This window comes from Castellaniella sp. (genome assembly GCF_004321985.1).
GTDB lineage: Bacteria > Pseudomonadota > Gammaproteobacteria > Burkholderiales > Burkholderiaceae_B > Castellaniella.
On sequence record NZ_SCQN01000010.1, the window covers coordinates 36867 to 55204 of the forward strand.

General features: G+C 63.1%; 13 protein-coding genes. 6 read left to right on the forward strand and 7 right to left on the reverse strand.

Annotated elements, in window-relative coordinates:
• The first annotated feature begins 173 nt into the window (after positions 1 to 173).
• The 3 genes from map to EPN31_RS02040 are packed head-to-tail and all read left to right on the forward strand — an operon-like array spanning position 174 to position 4119.
• The gene (gene map / locus EPN31_RS02030; RefSeq protein WP_291768758.1) at positions 174 to 992 is read left to right on the forward strand and encodes a type I methionyl aminopeptidase; all 819 of its coding nucleotides are present in this window, start codon (positions 174 to 176) and stop codon (positions 990 to 992) included.
• Positions 989 to 3634 carry a [protein-PII] uridylyltransferase gene (locus EPN31_RS02035; RefSeq protein ID WP_291768762.1) on the forward strand — a complete coding sequence of 882 codons (2646 nt, stop codon included), beginning with the start codon at positions 989 to 991 and terminating at the stop codon, positions 3632 to 3634. The genes map and EPN31_RS02035 overlap by 4 nt, the downstream gene beginning before the upstream one ends.
• On the forward strand, positions 3631 to 4119 hold the full coding sequence (locus EPN31_RS02040) for a disulfide bond formation protein B (protein WP_291768765.1): 489 nt from the start codon (positions 3631 to 3633) through the stop codon (positions 4117 to 4119). Before EPN31_RS02035 ends, EPN31_RS02040 begins: the two co-directional genes overlap by 4 nt.
• Positions 4120 to 4190: 71 nt before the next feature.
• Here the strand turns inward: EPN31_RS02040 and purF are convergent, their stop codons facing one another.
• The 7 genes from purF to aceE form a co-directional block, all read right to left on the reverse strand.
• Positions 4191 to 5693, reverse strand: a complete 1503-nt coding sequence (gene purF / locus EPN31_RS02045) for an amidophosphoribosyltransferase (protein WP_291768768.1) — start codon at positions 5691 to 5693, stop codon at positions 4191 to 4193.
• A 23-nt stretch (positions 5694 to 5716) separates the two neighbouring features.
• Positions 5717 to 6205 (reverse strand): CvpA family protein, encoded by a 489-nt coding sequence (locus tag EPN31_RS02050; RefSeq protein WP_291768771.1) that lies wholly within the window; start codon positions 6203 to 6205, stop codon positions 5717 to 5719.
• Positions 6206 to 6230: 25 nt separating this feature from the next.
• Positions 6231 to 7082, reverse strand: a complete 852-nt coding sequence (locus tag EPN31_RS02055) for an SPOR domain-containing protein (RefSeq protein ID WP_291768774.1) — start codon at positions 7080 to 7082, stop codon at positions 6231 to 6233.
• Between the two features lie 26 nt (positions 7083 to 7108).
• Entirely contained in the window at positions 7109 to 8530 is a 1422-nt protein-coding gene (gene folC / locus EPN31_RS02060; RefSeq protein WP_291768777.1) for a bifunctional tetrahydrofolate synthase/dihydrofolate synthase, read from the reverse strand.
• A gap of 101 nt (positions 8531 to 8631) precedes the next feature.
• Positions 8632 to 10425: a dihydrolipoyl dehydrogenase gene (lpdA, locus tag EPN31_RS02065; RefSeq protein WP_291768780.1), complete on the reverse strand. Its 1794-nt coding sequence runs from the start codon at positions 10423 to 10425 to the stop codon at positions 8632 to 8634.
• A 10-nt stretch (positions 10426 to 10435) separates the two neighbouring features.
• Positions 10436 to 12127 (reverse strand): dihydrolipoyllysine-residue acetyltransferase, encoded by a 1692-nt coding sequence (gene aceF / locus EPN31_RS02070; protein ID WP_291768783.1) that lies wholly within the window; start codon positions 12125 to 12127, stop codon positions 10436 to 10438.
• A gap of 13 nt (positions 12128 to 12140) precedes the next feature.
• On the reverse strand, positions 12141 to 14852 hold the full coding sequence (gene aceE / locus EPN31_RS02075) for a pyruvate dehydrogenase (acetyl-transferring), homodimeric type (RefSeq protein WP_291768787.1): 2712 nt from the start codon (positions 14850 to 14852) through the stop codon (positions 12141 to 12143).
• Between the two features lie 240 nt (positions 14853 to 15092).
• Between aceE and EPN31_RS02080 the strand changes: the two genes are divergently transcribed.
• From EPN31_RS02080 to folD, 3 genes are read left to right on the forward strand one after another with little or no spacing between them, the layout of a single operon-like run.
• Complete coding sequence (locus EPN31_RS02080; RefSeq protein WP_291768790.1) at positions 15093 to 16847, forward strand: PAS domain-containing sensor histidine kinase; 1755 nt, start codon at positions 15093 to 15095, stop codon at positions 16845 to 16847.
• A complete protein-coding gene (locus tag EPN31_RS02085) occupies positions 16844 to 17467 on the forward strand; it encodes a response regulator transcription factor (protein ID WP_291768793.1) in 624 nt (207 codons plus the stop codon). Before EPN31_RS02080 ends, EPN31_RS02085 begins: the two co-directional genes overlap by 4 nt.
• Position 17468: 1 nt before the next feature.
• The gene (gene folD / locus EPN31_RS02090; protein ID WP_291768795.1) at positions 17469 to 18323 is read left to right on the forward strand and encodes a bifunctional methylenetetrahydrofolate dehydrogenase/methenyltetrahydrofolate cyclohydrolase FolD; all 855 of its coding nucleotides are present in this window, start codon (positions 17469 to 17471) and stop codon (positions 18321 to 18323) included.
• The last annotated feature ends 15 nt before the right edge of the window (positions 18324 to 18338 follow it).

Here is an 18338-nt window from a genome sequence, read left to right on the forward strand (position 1 = left end):
TTCTCCTAGGGTTTGGTCTTGTACAGGGCCAGTATCCGGGGCTAACATGAGCAAAAAGCCCAAGGCCAGGACACCCTTTTAGCGGCCAAGCACGCGATTTTCAAAACAATTTTCAAAACAAAAGTAAGCCTATAATTCTACTATTCTTTCTGTAGATACATCAAGCCTCACCCATGAGCCAAATCGTCACCAACCCTCAGGATCTCGACCGAATGCGTGCTGCCTGCAAAGACGCGGCCAGCATCCTGGACTACCTCACGCCCTTCGTACAACCCGGCGTTACTACCGGCGAACTCGATCGCCTCTGCATGGAATACCTGACCGACGAGCTGCACGTCAAATCGGCAACGGTCGGCTATGCGCCGCCGGGCTACCCGCCCTACCCCGCATCCATCTGCACGTCGGTGAACCATGTGATCTGCCACGGGATTCCGGGTGACAAGGTCCTGAAGAACGGCGACATCCTGAACATGGACATCACCATCATCAAGGACGGATGGTTTGGCGACACCAGCCGCATGTACTGCGTGGGCGAGCCCTCGATCCTGGCACGCCGCCTGATTGACACGACCTATGAATGCATGTGGCTGGGCATCGAGCAGGTCCGCCCGGGGGCCACGCTGGGCGATGTGGGGCACGCAATTCAGAAGCACGCCGAAAGCGCGGGCTTTTCCGTCGTTCGCGAATACTGCGGACACGGCGTGGGACGCAAATTCCACGATGACCCTCAGGTCCTGCATTACGGCCGTCCCGGGACCGGGGTTCGCCTGGAACCAGGCATGCTCTTCACCATCGAACCAATGATCAATGCCGGGCGCCGTGAAATCCGCACACTGGCTGACCAATGGACCGTTGTGACCCGGGACCACAGCCTGTCGGCCCAATGGGAACACAGTATGGTGGTCACCGAGACGGGGTGTGAAGTCCTGACGGTCTCGCCAGGCATGCCGGCTCCCCCGGAATTCGCGACGGCGGCCCTTGCCTCTGTATGAGCATTCCCCGCCTGGGTAGCGTCGCAGAGCTGCGCATCTGCCTGCAGCAACGTCGCACCCAGGCCATCCAGTCGTACCGCGAACACCTGCGCCCCGAAACACTTCTGGTGGCGCTGCGCCGGATTGCCGATGAACTTGTCTTGGCGCTGCTGCGCCTCTACCCGGCCCCCGAAGGCGCCTGCATCGCGGCCGTAGGAGGATACGGGCGCGGCGAACTCTACCCCGGGTCTGATCTGGACATCCTGATCCTGTTGGGCAAGCCACCTGATGCCGGCGGCCGCGAACGTATCGAACAATTCATCGCAGCGCTCTGGGACGCCGGCCTCGAGCCGGGGCACGGCGTGCGCACGCTGGAGCAATGCCGCCACGAAGCGGCGGCCGACATCACCATCCAGACCTCGCTGCTGGAAGCGCGCTGGCTGGCGGGCGACAAGGCGCTATTCGGACAATTCCAGACGCAGATGCAGGCTGAACTCAATCCGCAGGAGTTCTTTCTGGCCAAACGTACCGAGATGCAGCAGCGCCATGCGCATCATCAGGACACTCCCTATGCGCTGGAGCCCAACTGCAAGGAAGCCCCGGGTGGGCTGCGCGATCTGCAAGTCCTGCTGTGGCTCGCGAGAGCATCCGGACTGGGCAATGACTGGTCCACGGTTGCTCGGACAGACTTGCTCACCGCAGCGGAATTCCGCTCGTTGCGCCGCGCGGAACTTGCCTTCAAGCGGCTGCGCATCGAACTCCATTTGCTCGCAGGGCGGCGGGAGGACCGCCTGCTGTTCGACTTGCAGCCCCGGTTGGCCCGGATTTACGGCTTCATGGATCAGCCCCACCGGCGGGCCAGCGAACTGCTGATGCAGCGCTATTACTGGGCGGCCCGCGTCGTGTGTCAGATGAATCACCTGCTGATGCAGAGCCTCGAAGAACGATTGTTCCCGCAGCCGAATGCTCCAATCGCCCCCATCGACGGGGATTTTTGCGTGCGCCGCGGCCGCCTGGCGCTGATCCTGGAGGACGGCTTCCAACGCGACCCGTCGCTGCTGCTGCGCGTGTTCCTCGTCAAGCAGCAACACCCCGAACTGCAGGCGATGGCTGCCGGTACCCTGCGCGCCCTCTGGCATGCACGGCGACTGATTGATCGCGCCTTTCGCGACGATCCGGTCAACCGCCGCCAATTCCTGCAGATTCTGCAGCAACCGCAAGGCGTCGTCCATGCGCTGCGCGACATGACGATGTGGAACATCCTGCCGCGCTACCTGCCGGTGTTCCGACGCATCGTCGGGCAAATGCAGCACGACCTCTTCCACGCCTACACGGTGGATCAACACATCCTGATGGTCATCCGCAATCTCCGGCGCTTCACCATGCCGGAGCATGCCCAGGAATACCCACTCGCCAGCCAGTTGATCGCCGGGCTGGACAGGCACTGGCTGCTCTACATCGGCGCACTCTTCCATGATATCGCGAAGGGTCGCGGCGGCGATCACTCTCAGCTCGGCGCACGCGAAGTGCGCCGCTTCGCCCTGGCGCATGACTTGCCCCACGAAGATATCCTCTTCCTGGAGTTCCTGGTCCGCGAGCACCTGACCATGTCCCAGGTCGCGCAGAAGCAGGACCTGAGCAATCCGCAGGTCATCCACGATTTCGCCACGCGAGTATCCTCGCAGCGCCGCCTGGCCGCGCTGTACCTGCTGACGGTGGCCGACATCCGTGGAACCAGCCCCAGAGTCTGGAATGCCTGGAAAGGCAAACTACTCGAGGATCTCTACCACCTGACCCTGAAGGCGCTGGGCGGCGCGCAGCCCGATACGGGCACGATCCTCGCGCTACGCAAGGAAGCCGCCGCCGCCGAGACGCGGCGCATGGGCCTGCGCGACGAAAGCCGCGAGGCCTTCTGGGACCAGCTCGACGTGGCGTACTTTCTGCGCCACGACGCCAGCGAAATCGCCTGGCATACCCGGGTGCTGTACCACCGCTTCCAGGGACCGGATCCCGTGGTCCAGGCCCGAGTACTGGCACAGAGCGAGGCCCTGCAGGTGCTCGCCTACGCGCCGGACCGCGTCGACCTTTTCATGACCATCTGCGCCTGCTTCGACAGACACGGACTGAGCATTCAGGACGCGCGCATCCACACGACCCGCCAACGGTGGGCGCTCGACAGCTTCGTCGTGCTGCTACCCGAACACGAAACCGATTACCGGGCGCACGCGACGCTCATCGAACACGAGCTGCAAGCGGCGCTGGCCTCCCCAATCTCTCCCGCGCAAGGCCAGCATTACCGAGCTCATGGCTCCAGACGCCTGCGGACCTTTCCGATCCTGCCCACCGTCGCTCTACAGGCCGACGAGCAGGGCGGCACCTGGCGCCTATCCGTCACGACCGCTGATCGGGTCGGCCTGCTGCACGATCTGGCACAGGTCTTCACCCGCCACGGCATCGACCTGAAGATGGCCAAGATCATGACGTTGGGCGACCGGGTCGAAGACATCTTCATCCTGGAGGGCGACGCGCTGAGCCGGACCCGTGGCCAGCTGCAGTTTGAGCGCCACATCCTCGAGGCCCTGGCTTCTCCCGCCGCTCCGGTTTCTCCCGCCGCCTCGGTTTCTCCGCCAATTCTTCTCCCTCAGTGGCAAGGCTCAACATGACAACCAACCGCTCCGATCGCATCCTCCGCTTCATCGCCTTCCTGTCACTGGCGGCCGTGTTCATCGCGCTGATCTCACAGCACATCTTCGGCATGGAGCCCTGCGCATGGTGCGTGCTGCAGCGCTTCATCCTGTTGGTGATGGCCGTGGTGTGCCTGCTCGCAGGCGCGGGCTGGGGCTCAGCCGTGATGCGGCGCCTGGGCGCAGTCCTGACGCTGCTGCTGTCTGCCTCGGGCGTGGCGGCCGCGTGGTATCAGTACAGCGTGGCCGCCCATTCGTTCTCATGCGCCGAGACGTTCGCCGACCGTTTCATCACGGGGCTGGGTGCAGACGCAGCCATGCCGTGGCTGTTCGGGATCTACGCGAGTTGCATGGACGCACGCAGGACACTGCTTGGCGTGGAATACAGCATGTGGGGGCTGATCACGTTCGTGGTCTGCGGCCTGCTGGCACTGTGGGCGCTGGCGCGCGCCGGGCGTCAGTAGCCTGCGGCAGACCACAGGCGGGCGACCGCGGGGCCCGGGCGCACTCGACGCGCCCGATGGCGGCACCGCTATCAGGCCTCTTCGGCAGGCGCCACCATGACCCCGGAGCGGGTGGCTAGCCCACGGGTTTTGCTCAGGCGATCCAGATAGGCGGCGTCGATATCGCCTGTGACGTACTGGCCATTGAAACAGGATGACTCGAAGGCCTGCAGCGCGGGATTCAGGTCCCGCAGGGACTGTTCCAGGTCAGCCAAATCCTGGTATACCAGCCCGTCGGCCCCGATTTCCTGCGCGATCTGCTCGGTATCCCGCCCTGTCGCAATCAACTCGGACTGGGTCGGCATGTCGATCCCGTAGACATTCGGATAGCGCACGGCGGGCGCTGCCGACGCGAAGAAGACCTTGTGCGCGCCCGCCGCGCGCGCCATCTCGACGATCTCCCGGCTGGTGGTACCGCGTACGATTGAATCGTCCACCAGCAGTACATTCTTGCCACGGAACTCCCGTTCGATCGCGCTCAGCTTCTGCTGGACGGACTTCCTGCGCACCGCCTGGCCAGGCATGATGAAGGTGCGGCCTACATAGCGGTTCTTGATGAAGCCTTCGCGGTAATTCAGGCCCAGATGGGAGGCAAGCTGCATGGCCGACGGTCGCGAGGAATCGGGAATCGGCATCACGACATCCACGTCACCCAGCCGCAGAGACCGGGCCACGCGATCGGCCAGGTATTCGCCCATATGCAGGCGTGCGTCATAGATGGAGATGCCGTTCATCACCGAATCGGGCCGCGCAAAGTACACATATTCGAACGTGCAGGGCGTCTGTACCAGCCCGGGCTCGGCACAAAGCGATTGACAGACCTCGCCGGCTTCGGTGATGACGATGGCCTCGCCGGGCGCCACATCACGCACCAGCGAGAACCCGGTCCCCGTGAGCGCCACGGATTCCGACGCCAGCATCCATTCGGCACCAGCCTCTGTCTCCCGCCGCCCCAGGCACAGCGGACGGATGCCGTAGGGGTCGCGAAACCCGATCAGGCCGAAGCTGCTGATGTCGGCGATCACTGAGTAGGCGCCCTTGGCCCGGTGGTGCACCGCTCGAACCGCCTGAAACACGGCATCGGCATCCAGCGTGCCTCCGTTGGAAGCCTGCTGCAGCTCATGCGCAAAGACGTTGAGCAGAACCTCGGAGTCGGAGTTCGTATTGATGTGACGCCTGTCGTGCTTGAACAGCGATTCGCGCAGTTCCCGCCAGTTGGTGAGATTGCCGTTATGCACGAACGTGATGCCAAAGGGCGCATTCACATAGAACGGCTGGGCCTCGTCCACGCTGGCACTCGACCCGGCCGTGGGGTAGCGCACCTGGCCCAGGCCGCTGTTGCCCGCCAGCGCCCGCATGTTGCGTGTGCGAAACACGTCCCGCACCAGACCATGGGCCTTGTGCATGCTGAAGAACTGATCGTGCGCCGTGGCGATCCCGGCGGCATCCTGCCCCCGGTGCTGCAGCAACAGGAGACTGTCATAAATCAGTTGATTGACGGGGCTTTTCCCCATCACGCCCACGATGCCGCACATAGATGAAAATCCCGCTCAATAGCTCAATAGGGAAGTAATTCTGCCACCCCGGGGGGCAACAGAGACTTGATATGCTTGAAGCCGTTGACGAAGGCACTGGCCGTCTTGGCCTGCTGCCACCAGGGCTCCTGGGGAAGCTGGGTGTAGCCTGCCATACCGACCAGCACCAGCACCAGAACGAACCCGCGTACTGTCCCGAAAAGTGCGCCCAGGCCATGATCAGCTGGCGTCAGCCCGGTTCGATCGACCAGAGCACCTAACGCCATGTTCAGCAGCCCGACACCCATGAGCGCCACGATAAACACCGCACCATAGGCTGCAAGCGTGCGCAACAAACCATTATCGATCAGATGAGTGAGCCAGTTCGAGACCGGCGGCCCCCACCAGATAGCCGCGACGAAGGCCACGATATAGGCAATCAGTGACAGAACCTCGCGCAGAAACCCGCGCAGCAGCCCGATCAGAGCCGAAACTGCCACAACTGCCAGCATGACGTAATCGAAACTGGTCACGGGATGGATAGCGCCCAGAAAAAAGTCAATTGGCCGAAATGAGACCGTTCTGGTAACCCAGAGCCCGCAAACGTGCCTGGGCGGCCTGGGCGGCCTCGTGCGACCCGAACGGACCAACCCGCAGGCGGTAGACGGTACGGCCAGCTGACTGGCCTTTCTCGATGTAGGCGTCGGTCACGCCGGCTTGGCGCAGGCTGTTGCGTCGGGACAGCGCGTCCTGTTCAACAGTGTAGGCCGCCACCTGCAGGAAGTAGCGCCCCTGGCCTGACGCGGACTTGGCTGGAGCGGATGACTTCGCCGGTGACTTCCCCGCCAGCAGCGCCCGCGCCACAGAACCGTCGTCCGTCCGCTCCACCGGCGGCTTTTTGGCGGACTTGGCAACCGAGGTGGATTCCGGCGGCCGGGTTTCGATCGAAGGCGTCTTTGGCTCAGGTTTGGGGTGGGCGGGCTCAGTGGCTGGCAAAGCAGGCTGCGGAGCTGCCGTTTCAGCCGTAGAGCTGCCTTGACCATCAGTGGATGACGGGGCAGCCGGTTGCACGGTCCCCTGGGAAGCCTGTGCATCCGCCGCTGGAGCGGTCGAGTTCACCGCACCGGCAGGCGTTCCAGCATCTGGAGAAGCCGGATTGCTGGGGGGAGATGCCGGCGCCGGGGGGAGCCCCGCCGGCGTCGCCGGCACGACGGCCGGCGCGTGAGTATCATCAGTGACTGGTTCCTGGAACAGCCAGGGTACGACGACGACGGCGGCCAGCACCAGCACCAGCGCTCCGATGAGCCGGCGACGGGCCTTGGCACGCAATTCTTTCAGTTGAGCTTCGTTGGTGCCGCGGGTACGCACGGCCGCGTGGTTTTCAGAATCGGCCCCATGGCGAAAAAACATCGTGCCCAACCCCCAGAAAAGGCGGGTCAGCGGCCCCGCCCGACATACGCTGCGGTGTCCCTGCCTTCCTGGCGCAGGACATCGAGAATCGGGCCTACTGTTGCAAAGGACCCGAAAACGAGAATTCTATCATTGTCGGTCGCCTGCTTACGTGCCTCTGCAAAGGCTTGCTGCGGAGTGTCAAATGTTGAAACCTGCACGTCACGGTGCGCAACGGCCGGACGGGGCGCAGTCCGCACGCCTGGTTTCTTCGAGCGGCTGATCTCGCTGGTGTGCTCGACGAACGCATCCACCGGCAACTCGCCGCCGCTGACCCGATGCACCACCTCGGACAACTCCTGGGCAGTCGTGCCGCGCGGCCCACCCAGCGAGGTACACATCCACCGATCGATGCGCCGCGCCATGCGCTCCAGCGTGTGTTCGATGTCCTTGTCATGCAGCATGCCCACGACCGCGTATGTGTGCGGATAGTGCCCCATGGCGTCCAGGCTCTGGCCCAGAGCGGCAGCGGCATGCGGGTTGTGCGCCACATCCAGGATGATGTGCGGTAATCCGGGCAGGATCTGGACCCGACCGGGCAGATTCACGTTGAGAAGGCCTTCGCGCACGTCCTGCTGGGTGACTACCAGCCGTTCTCTCAATGCTTCCAGCGCAGCCAGTGCGGCCGATGCATTGATCAGCTGATTGGCGCCGCGCAACGCCGGATAGCCCAGTGCGGCGCGGCGCTGCCCGCGCCCGCCATACGCCCATTGCTGGCGGTCACCTGAATAGTTGAAATCGATCCCGAAACGCCACAGGTCCGCGCCGATTTCCTGCGCGTGATCCAGCACGGTCTGCGGCGGCAGCGGGTCGGCGCAGATCGCAGGCCGCCCAGGGCGGAAAACGTGAGCTTTCTCGAAACCAATTGCCTCGCGGGTGTTGCCCAGCCACTGCATGTGGTCCAGGTCCACACTGGTCAGGATGGAACAGTCAGCATCGATGATATTGACGGCATCCAGGCGCCCGCCCATGCCGATCTCGAGCACCACGACGTCGAGCGGTTCCGACTGGAAGAGCAGGAAGGCCGCCAACGTCGTCATTTCGAAATAGGTCAGCGAAATCTCGCCACGTGCCGCCTCTACCCGCTGGAGCTGCTCGATGATGGCTTCGTCGGTGGCCTGCTCGCCGTTGATGCAGATGCGCTCGTTGAAGCGCAGCAGGTGCGGCGACGTGTAGAGGCCAACGCGGTATCCCGCCGTGCGCAAGATGGAATCCAGCATGGCGCAGGTCGAACCCTTGCCATTGGTGCCGGCCACGACGATCCTGACGCAATCCAGCGAAATGCCCAGGCGCTCAGCCACGGCGCGGACACGCTCCAGGCCCAGATCGATGGCCTTGGGGTGCAGCGTTTCCAGGTAATGCAGCCAGTCCTCCAGAGTGGCGTCTTGGGCAGGGGCGGGTCGGGTCATGAGTGTGCTTCGAATCCAGGCGTGAAAATGGCAGGAGCCGATATTAGCACCTGCCATCCGTGCGTCACGCGGGCATCCCTGCCCAGCGTGGCGGTACTGCCTTATTTGCGTCTGGCAGGTGGAACGTCCGTGCAATGGCCGTCTGCAATTTCGGCGGCCATGCCTACGGATTCGCCCAGTGTCGGGTGCGGGTGGATCGTCCTGCCGATGTCAACGGAATCCGCGCCCATCTCGATAGCGAGCGCCACTTCGCTGATCAGATCGCCAGCATGGGTGCCCACGATGCCACCTCCCAGGATGCGCCCGGTTTCCGCATCGAACAGCAGCTTGGTGAAGCCCTCGTCCCGGCCATTGGCGATGGCGCGGCCAGAGGCCTGCCAGGGGAACAGGCCTTTCTTGACGGCTGTACCCTGCTGCTTCGCCGCGTCCTCGGTCAACCCCACCCACGCGACCTCAGGATCCGTGTAGGCCACCGACGGGATCACGCGTGCATCGAAGAAGGACTTTTCACCGGCGATCACCTCAGCCGCCACATGTGCTTCGTGCACGGCTTTGTGCGCCAGCATGGGCTGACCGACGATATCGCCGATGGCGTAGATGTGCGGAACATTGGTGCGCATCTGGCGATCGACAGCGATGAAGCCGCGATCGCTGACCACAACCCCCGCCTTGTCAGCGCCAATCTTCTTGCCATTGGGCGAGCGCCCGACTGCCTGCAGGACCAGGTCATAGCGCTGAGGATCCTTTGGCGCCGAGTCACCTTCGAAACGAACCCAGATGCCATCGGCCTTGGCTTCCGCCCCCACCGTCTTGGTCTTTAGCATGACGTGATCGAAGCGCTGCGCATTCATCTTCTCCCAGACCTTGACCAGATCGCGGTCGGCGCCCGTCATGATCGTGGGCAGCATCTCGACCACATCCAGGCGTGCGCCTAGAGCGGAATAGACCGTCCCCATCTCCAGGCCGATGATGCCGCCCCCCACGATCAGCATGCGCTGAGGAATGGACACCAGGGCCAGCGCGCCGGTCGAATCCACGATGCGCGGATCGTCGGGCAGAAATGGCAGCTTCACGGACTGGCTGCCTGCCGCGATGATCGCCGAGGAAAATTTCACCGTCTTCTGGCTGCCGTCCGCCTGCTCAACCGTCAGGTGATGCGGGTCGGCAAAATTACCCACGCCACGAATGACCGTGACCTTGCGTGCCTTGGCCATGCCGGCCAGGCCACCAGTCAGCTTGCCGACCACCGAGTCTTTGAAGCCACGGAGCTTGTCCAGATCGATCGAGGGCTCGCCAAAACTGATACCGTGAGCAGCCAAGGCCTTCGCCTCTTCGAGCACCCCGACAGAATGCAACAAGGCCTTGGATGGAATGCAGCCCACGTTCAGGCAAACGCCGCCCAGTGCCGCATAGCGCTCGACCAGCACGACGTTCAGTCCCAGATCAGCGGCCCGGAAAGCGGCCGAATAGCCCCCAGGGCCAGCTCCCAGAACCAATACGTCGCACTCTACCTGTGCGCTGCCCGAGAAAACGGCAGGCGCCGGGGCCGGCGACGAGACCGCTTCAGCTGTCGCAGGAGCTGCAACAGCCGGTACGGCCTGGGCAGGAACCGCAGGCGCGGCCGCTGCAGGCGCTGCGGCGGCAACCCCGGATGCAGATGCCGATTCGACCGTCAGGATCACGGAGCCCTGCGAGACCTTGTCGCCGACCTTGACCTTCAGCGCCTTGACCACACCGCCCTGCTCGGCCGGAATCTCCATGGAAGCCTTGTCGGACTCGACCGTGATCAGGCTTTGCTCGGCCTGGATGGTATCGCCCTCGGCCACCAGAATCTCGATGATCTCCACCGCATCGAAATCACCAATGTCCGGAACCTTCAGTTCGACGGTAGCCATGCGCGTCCCCTTACAGAATGATGCGGCGGAAATCCGCCAGAAGGCCGGTGAGATACGCATTGAAGCGCGCGGCGGTGGCCCCGTCGATGACCCGGTGATCGTAGGACAGCGACAAAGGCAGCATCAGGCGCGGCTGGAAGGACTTGCCGTCCCAGACCGGCTGCATGGACGAACGCGACACGCCAAGAATGGCGACTTCGGGTGCATTGATGATGGGCGTGAAGTCCGTCCCGCCGATCCCGCCCAGCGATGAGATCGAGAAGCACCCACCCTGCATCTGCGAGGGGGAAAGCTTACCGTCCCGAGCAACCTTGGCCAGTTCGGCCGTCTCGGCAGCGAGCTCCAGCACGCCCTTGCGATCGGCATCGCGAATCACGGGTACGACCAACCCATTGGGCGTATCCGCCGCAAACCCGATGTGGAAGTAGTGTTTGTAGACCAGGTTGTCCCCATCCAACGAAGCATTGAATTCAGGGTATTTCCTGAGCGCTGCCACCACCGCCTTGATGAGAAAGGCCAGCATGGTGACCTTGGGGGCGTCGCCCTTTTTGTTCTCCGCATTGAGCTGCTGGCGCAGAGCTTCGAGATCGGTGATGTCCGCCAAATCATTGTTGGTGACGTGCGGAATCATGACCCAATTGCGATGCAAATTGGCGCCCGAGATCTTCTTGATGCGCGACAGCGGCTTGGTATCGATGGCACCGAACTTGGCGAAATCGACCTTGGGCCAGCCCAACACGCTGAAGCCCTCGCCTGCCGCCACAGTGGAACCCACCGGGCTGGCGCCACCCGTCGCCAGGGCCTGCTTGACGTACCCGCGGACGTCTTCGGACGTAATGCGGTTCTTGGGGCCGCTGCCTGTCACCTGGGCAAGATTGACCCCCAATTCGCGCGCGAACTTGCGCACCGAGGGTGAAGCGTGTGGAAGATTGCGCAGCGGCACCGCAGACTCGGCAAACGCTGCTGTCGGCGACGTGCGCGCAGGGGTGGCCGAAACGGTTGTCTGCGCTGGTACGGCCACGGAAGCGTTGGCCACAGGCGCAGCTGTTGGGGCCGGGGCCGGTGCTACCGGCCTGGCGGACGCAGGCGCACTAGAGGCCGCTGGTGCCCCGGACACTTGCACCACCAGAATTTCGGAGCCTTGCGAGACCTTGTCGCCAACCTTGACCTTCAACGATTTGACTACGCCGCCCACGGACGCTGGAATCTCCATCGACGCCTTGTCGGATTCGACCGTGATCAGGCTTTGTTCGGCCTGGATGGTATCGCCTTCGGCCACCAGCACCTCGATGACCTCAACGGTATCGAAGTCGCCAATATCCGGAACCACGACAGACTGTTCGCCACCAGACTGGGCCGGCGCAGCAACCGCCGCAGCCACCGGAACCGGATCAGGTTCGGCCACGGCAACCGGCGCGGATGCCGCAGGCTGCCCGGTCGAAGGCGCCGCTGCATCGGCATCGGTCCCCTCGACTTCCAGGATCACCGCGCCTTGCGAGACCTTGTCGCCGACCTTGACCTTCAACGACTTGACCACCCCTCCCTGGGAGGCGGGAATCTCCATGGAGGCCTTGTCCGATTCCACCGTGATCAGGCTCTGCTCGGCCTGAATGGTGTCGCCGACGGCCACCAGCACCTCGATGACTTCGACAGCGTCGAAATCGCCGATATCCGGAACCTTGATTTCCACGATATTGCTCATGTCGGTCGCCCTCTCAGTCGTGATGCGGGTTGGCCTTTTCGGGGTCGATCCCGTACTTGGCGATTGCCTGGGTGCATTTCTTGATGTCGATGGTGCCCTCGTCGGCCAGGGCGCGCAGCGCCGACAGCACAACGAAATGGCGGTCGATCTCGAAGAACTGGCGCAACTCGGACCGGTAGTCCGAGCGGCCAAATCCATCGGTTCCCAGCACGCGATAATCACGGCCCTTGGGCAAATAGGGGCGAATCTGCTCGGCCCAGGATTTGACATAGTCGGTGGAAGCGACGATCGGGCCGCGCGTCGCCTTGAGCGCCCCGGTGACATAAGCCTCACGCTGAGGTTCTGCCGGGTGCAGCAGGTTCCAGCGCGCCACATCCATGCCGTCGCGGGTCAGCTCGCTGAAGCTGGTCGTGCTCCAGAGGTCCGAAGAAACGCCCCAATCCTTTTCAAGCAGTTCCTGTGCTTCCATGACCTCGCGCAGGATGGTGCCCGACCCCATCAGTTGGACATGCGCCTTGTTCTTGGCCTTGCCCATGGAACGCAGCTTGTAGATGCCGCGGCGAATGCCTTCCTCGTCGCCCGGCGTCAGACCCGGCTGGGCGTAATTCTCATTCATGACGGTCATGTAGAAGAACACATTTTCCTGATCCTGGACCATGCGCTGCAGGCCGCTCTGGAGAATGACCGCCACCTCGTGCGCAAAGGTCGGGTCGTAGGCCACGCAATTCGGAATCAACGACGCATGCACCAGGCTGTCGCCGTCTTCGTGCTGCAGGCCTTCGCCGTTCAGGGTCGTGCGCCCCGCCGTGCCACCCAGCAGGAAGCCGCGAGCCAGCATGTCACCAGCCGCCCACGACAGGCCACCGAAGCGCTGGAACCCGAACATGGAGTAATAGATGAAGAAGGGGATCATGATACGGTTGCTGGTGGAGTACGACGTGGCCGCCGCGATCCATGAGCACAAGCCGCCCGCCTCGTTGATGCCTTCCTGCAGGAGCTGGCCGTCGGCCGCCTCGCGGTAGTACATCACCTGACCCTTGTCCACCGGAATGTATTTCTGGCCGCCCGGTGCGTAAATGCCGATCTGGCGGAACAGGCCTTCCATCCCGAAGGTGCGGGACTCGTCGACCAGGATAGGCACCACCCGCGGGGCAAGCGCCTTGTCGCGCAGCAGCTGGTTGAGCACACGCACGAAGGCCTGCGTCGTGGAAATCTCGCGCCCTTCGATGGTGGGCTCCAGCACCGCCTTGAAGGCGTCCAGGCTGGGTGCAGTAAGATGCTCGTCGGCCTTCTGTCGGCGATGGGGCAGGTAGCCGCCCAGCGCCTTGCGCCGTTCGTGCAGGTACTTCATTTCCGGCGACTCGTCAGCTGGCCTGAAGAACGGGATCTCGTCGACCTTATCGTCCGGGATGGGGATGTTGAAGCGGTCGCGGAATTCGCGCACCGACTCGGTGTCGAGCTTCTTCTGCTGGTGCGTCGGGTTCTTGGCCTGGCCCACATGACCCATGCCGTAGCCCTTGATGGTCTTGGCCAGGATGACGGACGGCTGACCGGCATGGCCGGCGGCTGAAGCGAAAGCGGCATAGACCTTCTGTGGATCGTGGCCACCCCGGTTCAGGCGCCAGACGTCCTCGTCGCTCATGCGGCTGACCATTTCGAGCAGCTTGGGGTGCTTGCCGAAGAACTTTTCGCGTACGAACTTGCCGTCATTAGCCTTGTAGGCTTGGTATTCGCCGTCGACGGTTTCTTCCATGACCCGGCGCAGGATGCCTTCCTTGTCGCGCGCAAAAAGCGGATCCCAGTAGCCGCCCCAGATGAGCTTGATGACATTCCAGCCGGCACCCCGGAAGTTGCCTTCGAGTTCCTGGATGATCTTGCCGTTGCCGCGCACCGGGCCATCCAGCCGCTGCAGATTGCAGTTCACGATGAAGATCAGATTGTCCAGATGTTCGCGGGCAGCCAGGCCGATGGCACCCAGGGACTCAGGTTCGTCGATCTCGCCATCGCCCAGAAACACCCAGACCTTGCGCTGGCTGGTATCCGCTATGCCGCGCGCATGCAGGTACTTCAGGAATCGGGCCTGATAAATCGCCATCAGCGGCCCAAGGCCCATGGACACCGTCGAAAATTGCCAGAAGCCGGGCATGATCTTGGGGTGCGGGTAAGACGTCAGCCCCTTGCCCTTCCCGCCCACGTCCTGGCGGAAATAGTTCAGGTTCTCTTCCGTCAGCCGGCCTTCCAGGAATGCCCGGGAATACATGCCGGGCGACGAGTGCCCCTGGAAGAACACCAGGTCACCGCCTTGCTCAGGCGTCTCGGCATGCCAGAAGTGATTCTGGCCGCACTCGACCATAGTGGCCTGCGAGGCAAAGGAGGCAATGTGGCCCCCGAGGCTGCCGCCGTCGGCGGGGGTATGCTTGTTTGCCCGCACAACCATCGCCATGGCATTCCACCGGATATAGGAGCGGATACGCTCCTCGAGCACGAGATTGCCGGGGTAGGCGGGTTCGAGCCCAGGAGGAATGGTATTCACATACGCCGTATTGGGCGAATACGGAATGTGCGCGCCGCTGCGGCGCGCCTTGTCGATCAGACTCTCGATCAGGTAGTGGGCACGTTCCGCACCTTCACGGTCCAATACGGCCTCGAGGGCATCGAGCCACTCCTGAGTTTCCTGTTGGTCAATATCCGCCGGCACGAGGCTGGTAGGTTCAAGAGAGGACATGTCGCGTGTCTCCTGTGAGGTTATTCAGTGGCAGGGTGCCAAGCAGCCCGCCGGCCTGTAACTAGGCCGCGCATTCAAGAAATCCGGTTACCACCAGATGCCGGCAACTGCCGTCATTCTAGGTAAGACCGCCCGGACAGCACAAGCAAAATTTCATTCTATGAAGTGTATTTTTATTATGTGAAAAATCGAATGCGTCATTCCCGTCTAAAATGACCAGATCGCGATATCCTCCGGCCTATGGCAACTCCCAATCGCAAGTCCCTGATTCCGACGACGTTCTATGAGCATGCCCGCCATAGCCGCCGTGGTCTGTACTGGTTGACGCCTGCGATCGTGCTGGTGCTGTATCTCTGCGTCATGGGTGCCTTCATCTGGCTGCAGCGCCTGCAGAGCGACAGCGTAATGTTCGTCACAATCGACCAGGAAACCCGTCAGCAGCGGCTGATGATGGTCGTGTTCGCGCTGTCCCTGGTCATTGTATTCAGTTTGCTGGCCCTCTGGCGCTATACCCGTTTCCGCACCCAGGCCGAAGCCGCCCTGCTCGCCGAAACCGGCTTCAGGCGCGCCATGGAAAACTCCATGTCAACCGGGATGCGGGTCTTCGACATGCAGGGCCGCATTGCCTATGTGAATCCCGCCTTTTGCCGCATGATCGGCTGGAACGAGGCGGACCTCATCGGGCGTACGGCTCCCTTCCCCTACTGGTTGCCGGGTCGCCACGATCACCACCGGGAGACTCTCGCCCAGCTCCTGTCGGGGCGCACCCCCAGCAGTGGACTGGAAATCGAGGCCCAGCGCCGGGACGGCTCGCGCTTCACCGCGCGCATGTATGTGTCGCCATTGCGCGACCCCAAGGGCGAGCAGATCGGCTGGATGACTTCCATGACCGACATCACTGAGCCCAAGCGCATCCGCGAAGCTCTCACGGCCGCGCACGAACGTTTCATGACCGTGCTCGAAGGCCTGGACGATGCGATCTCGGTCGTAGCGGATACACCCGAAGGGCTGGAGCTGCTGTTCGCCAACCGCACCTACCGGCGCCTGTTCGGCGCGCAGACCAGCGGCCACGCCGAGCTGCTGGGCGGCCGCCTGGGGCGCTTCACGGATGAAACCATGGAGATCTTCTCACCGTCGGCGCAGCGCTGGTTCGAAGTCCACCACCGGATGCTGGCGTGGACGGACTCCCGGCGCGTACGTCTCCAGGTCGCCCGCGACATCACCGACCGTCGCCGCCACGAGGAAGAATCCCGCGTCCAGCAGGAAAAAGCCCAGCTCACGAGCCGCCTGACCACCATGGGCGAGATGGCATCGTCACTGGCTCACGAACTGAACCAGCCGCTGACGGCCATCAGCAACTACAATATGGCGGCGGTGGCCATGCTGAAATCGGGCAAGGCACCGATGGAATCCCTGCTGCAGGCGCTCGAGAAGGCTTCCCGGCAGGCTGAGCGCGCCGGTAAGATCATCAGTCGCATCCGCGAATTCGTCAAACGCAGCGAACCTCGCCGCCAGGCGGTAGGGCTCGCGCGCATCGTGGAAAACGCGGTAGGCTTTGCCGATATTGACGCCCGTAAGCGCCAGATCGATATCGCGCTGGATCTGCCGGAGCCGATGCCATCCGTGCTCGCCGACCCCATCCTGATTGAACAGGTACTGCTCAACCTTCTGAAGAACGGCGTCGAGGCCATGGAGCACAGCGAATACCGCACGCTCCACGTCAGGATCACGGATCAAGACCCCCAGGTAGAGATCGCCGTCATCGACCGAGGCCATGGCCTGCGCAATCCGGAACGTCTCTTCGAGCCCTTCTACAGCACCAAATCCGAGGGACTGGGGATGGGGTTGAACATCTGCCGTACTATCATCGAGTCGCATCATGGACGCCTGTGGGCCAGCGCCAACCCCGAAGGCGGTACGATCTTTCGCTTCACGCTGCCCAAGGCCGTGCTGGACCCACAGCCCCAAGAACTTACGGAGGTACACACCGCATGACCGACCACCAAGCTTCCAGCATGATCTACATCGTCGATGACGACGAAGCCGTCCGCGATTCACTACGCTGGCTGCTCGAGGCCAACGGTTATACCGTCCGCAGCTACGCTGGTGCCGAGGAATTTCTGACCGCATACGACCCGAATCAAGTGGGCGTTCTCATCGCCGACGTCCGCATGCCGGGCATGAGCGGACTGGAACTTCAGGAAACGCTGATTGCCCGCAAGGCGCCGCTGCCCATCGTATTCATCACCGGCCACGGCGATGTTCCCATGGCGGTCTCCACCATGAAAAAAGGCGCGGTGGACTTTCTGGAAAAGCCCTTCAACGAGGCTGATCTGCGCAACATCGTAGCCGGTATGTTGAGCCAGGCCTATGAGCGCATACGCGACGCCCAGGTGCAGCGCGACCAGCAAGCCGTGCTCGGGCGCCTGACGGCGCGCGAACAGCAAGTGCTGGAGCGCATCGTGGCGGGCCGCCTGAACAAGCAGATCGCCGGAGACCTGAACATCAGTATCAAGACGGTGGAGGCCCACCGCGCCAACATCATGGAAAAGCTCGAGGTCACGACGGTTGCCGACCTGATGAAGATCGCGCTGACGCGCGCCGAGGAAGCCTGATATGGCAGCCCGGATCATCGACGGCAAGGCCCTGTCCGCAAAGGTCCGCAGCGAGATCGCAGAACGCGTTCGGCGGCTCGGATCACGGGGCGTCACCCCGGGCCTGGCCGTCGTGCTGGTCGGCGAGAACCCGGCTTCCCAGATCTATGTCCGCAACAAGGCCGCCGCGTGCGAAGCCGCTGGCATGCTGTCACGCGTGATTCCCATGGGCGCCGACACGGCTGAAGACGAGCTGCTGGACGTCATCGACTCGCTGAACAATGACCCGGCGATCCACGGGATCCTGGTGCAGCTGCCGCTGCCAGGCCACATCGACACCGGCCTGGTGATCGAGGCGATTTCGCCCGACAAGGACGTGGACGGCTTCCACGTCAGCAACGCGGGCCTGCTCATGACCGGGCGGCCGCGCTTTCGGCCCTGCACTCCATATGGCGTCATGACGATGCTGGAATCGGAGGGCGTCACCCTGCGCGGCGCGGAAGCCGTCATCGTGGGGGCCAGCAACATCGTCGGCAAGCCCATGGCCATGCTGCTACTGGCGGCCGGCGCCACCGTGACTCTGTGCAATTCCAAGACCCGAGATCTGGGCGCCCAGACCCGTCGCGCCGACGTGCTGGTGGTCGCCACGGGCAAGCCGGGGATCGTCACGGGCGAAATGGTCAAGCCAGGCGCGGTCGTCATCGACGTGGGTATCAACCGGCTGCCTTCAGGCAAGCTGGTGGGCGATGTGGACTTCTCCTCTGCAGCGGAAGTGGCGTCAGCCATCACGCCGGTGCCCGGCGGCGTCGGCCCGATGACGATCGCCATGCTGCTCATGAACACTCTGGAGGCTGCTGAACGCACGCCAGCCATCTGACCGGCACGACGCACA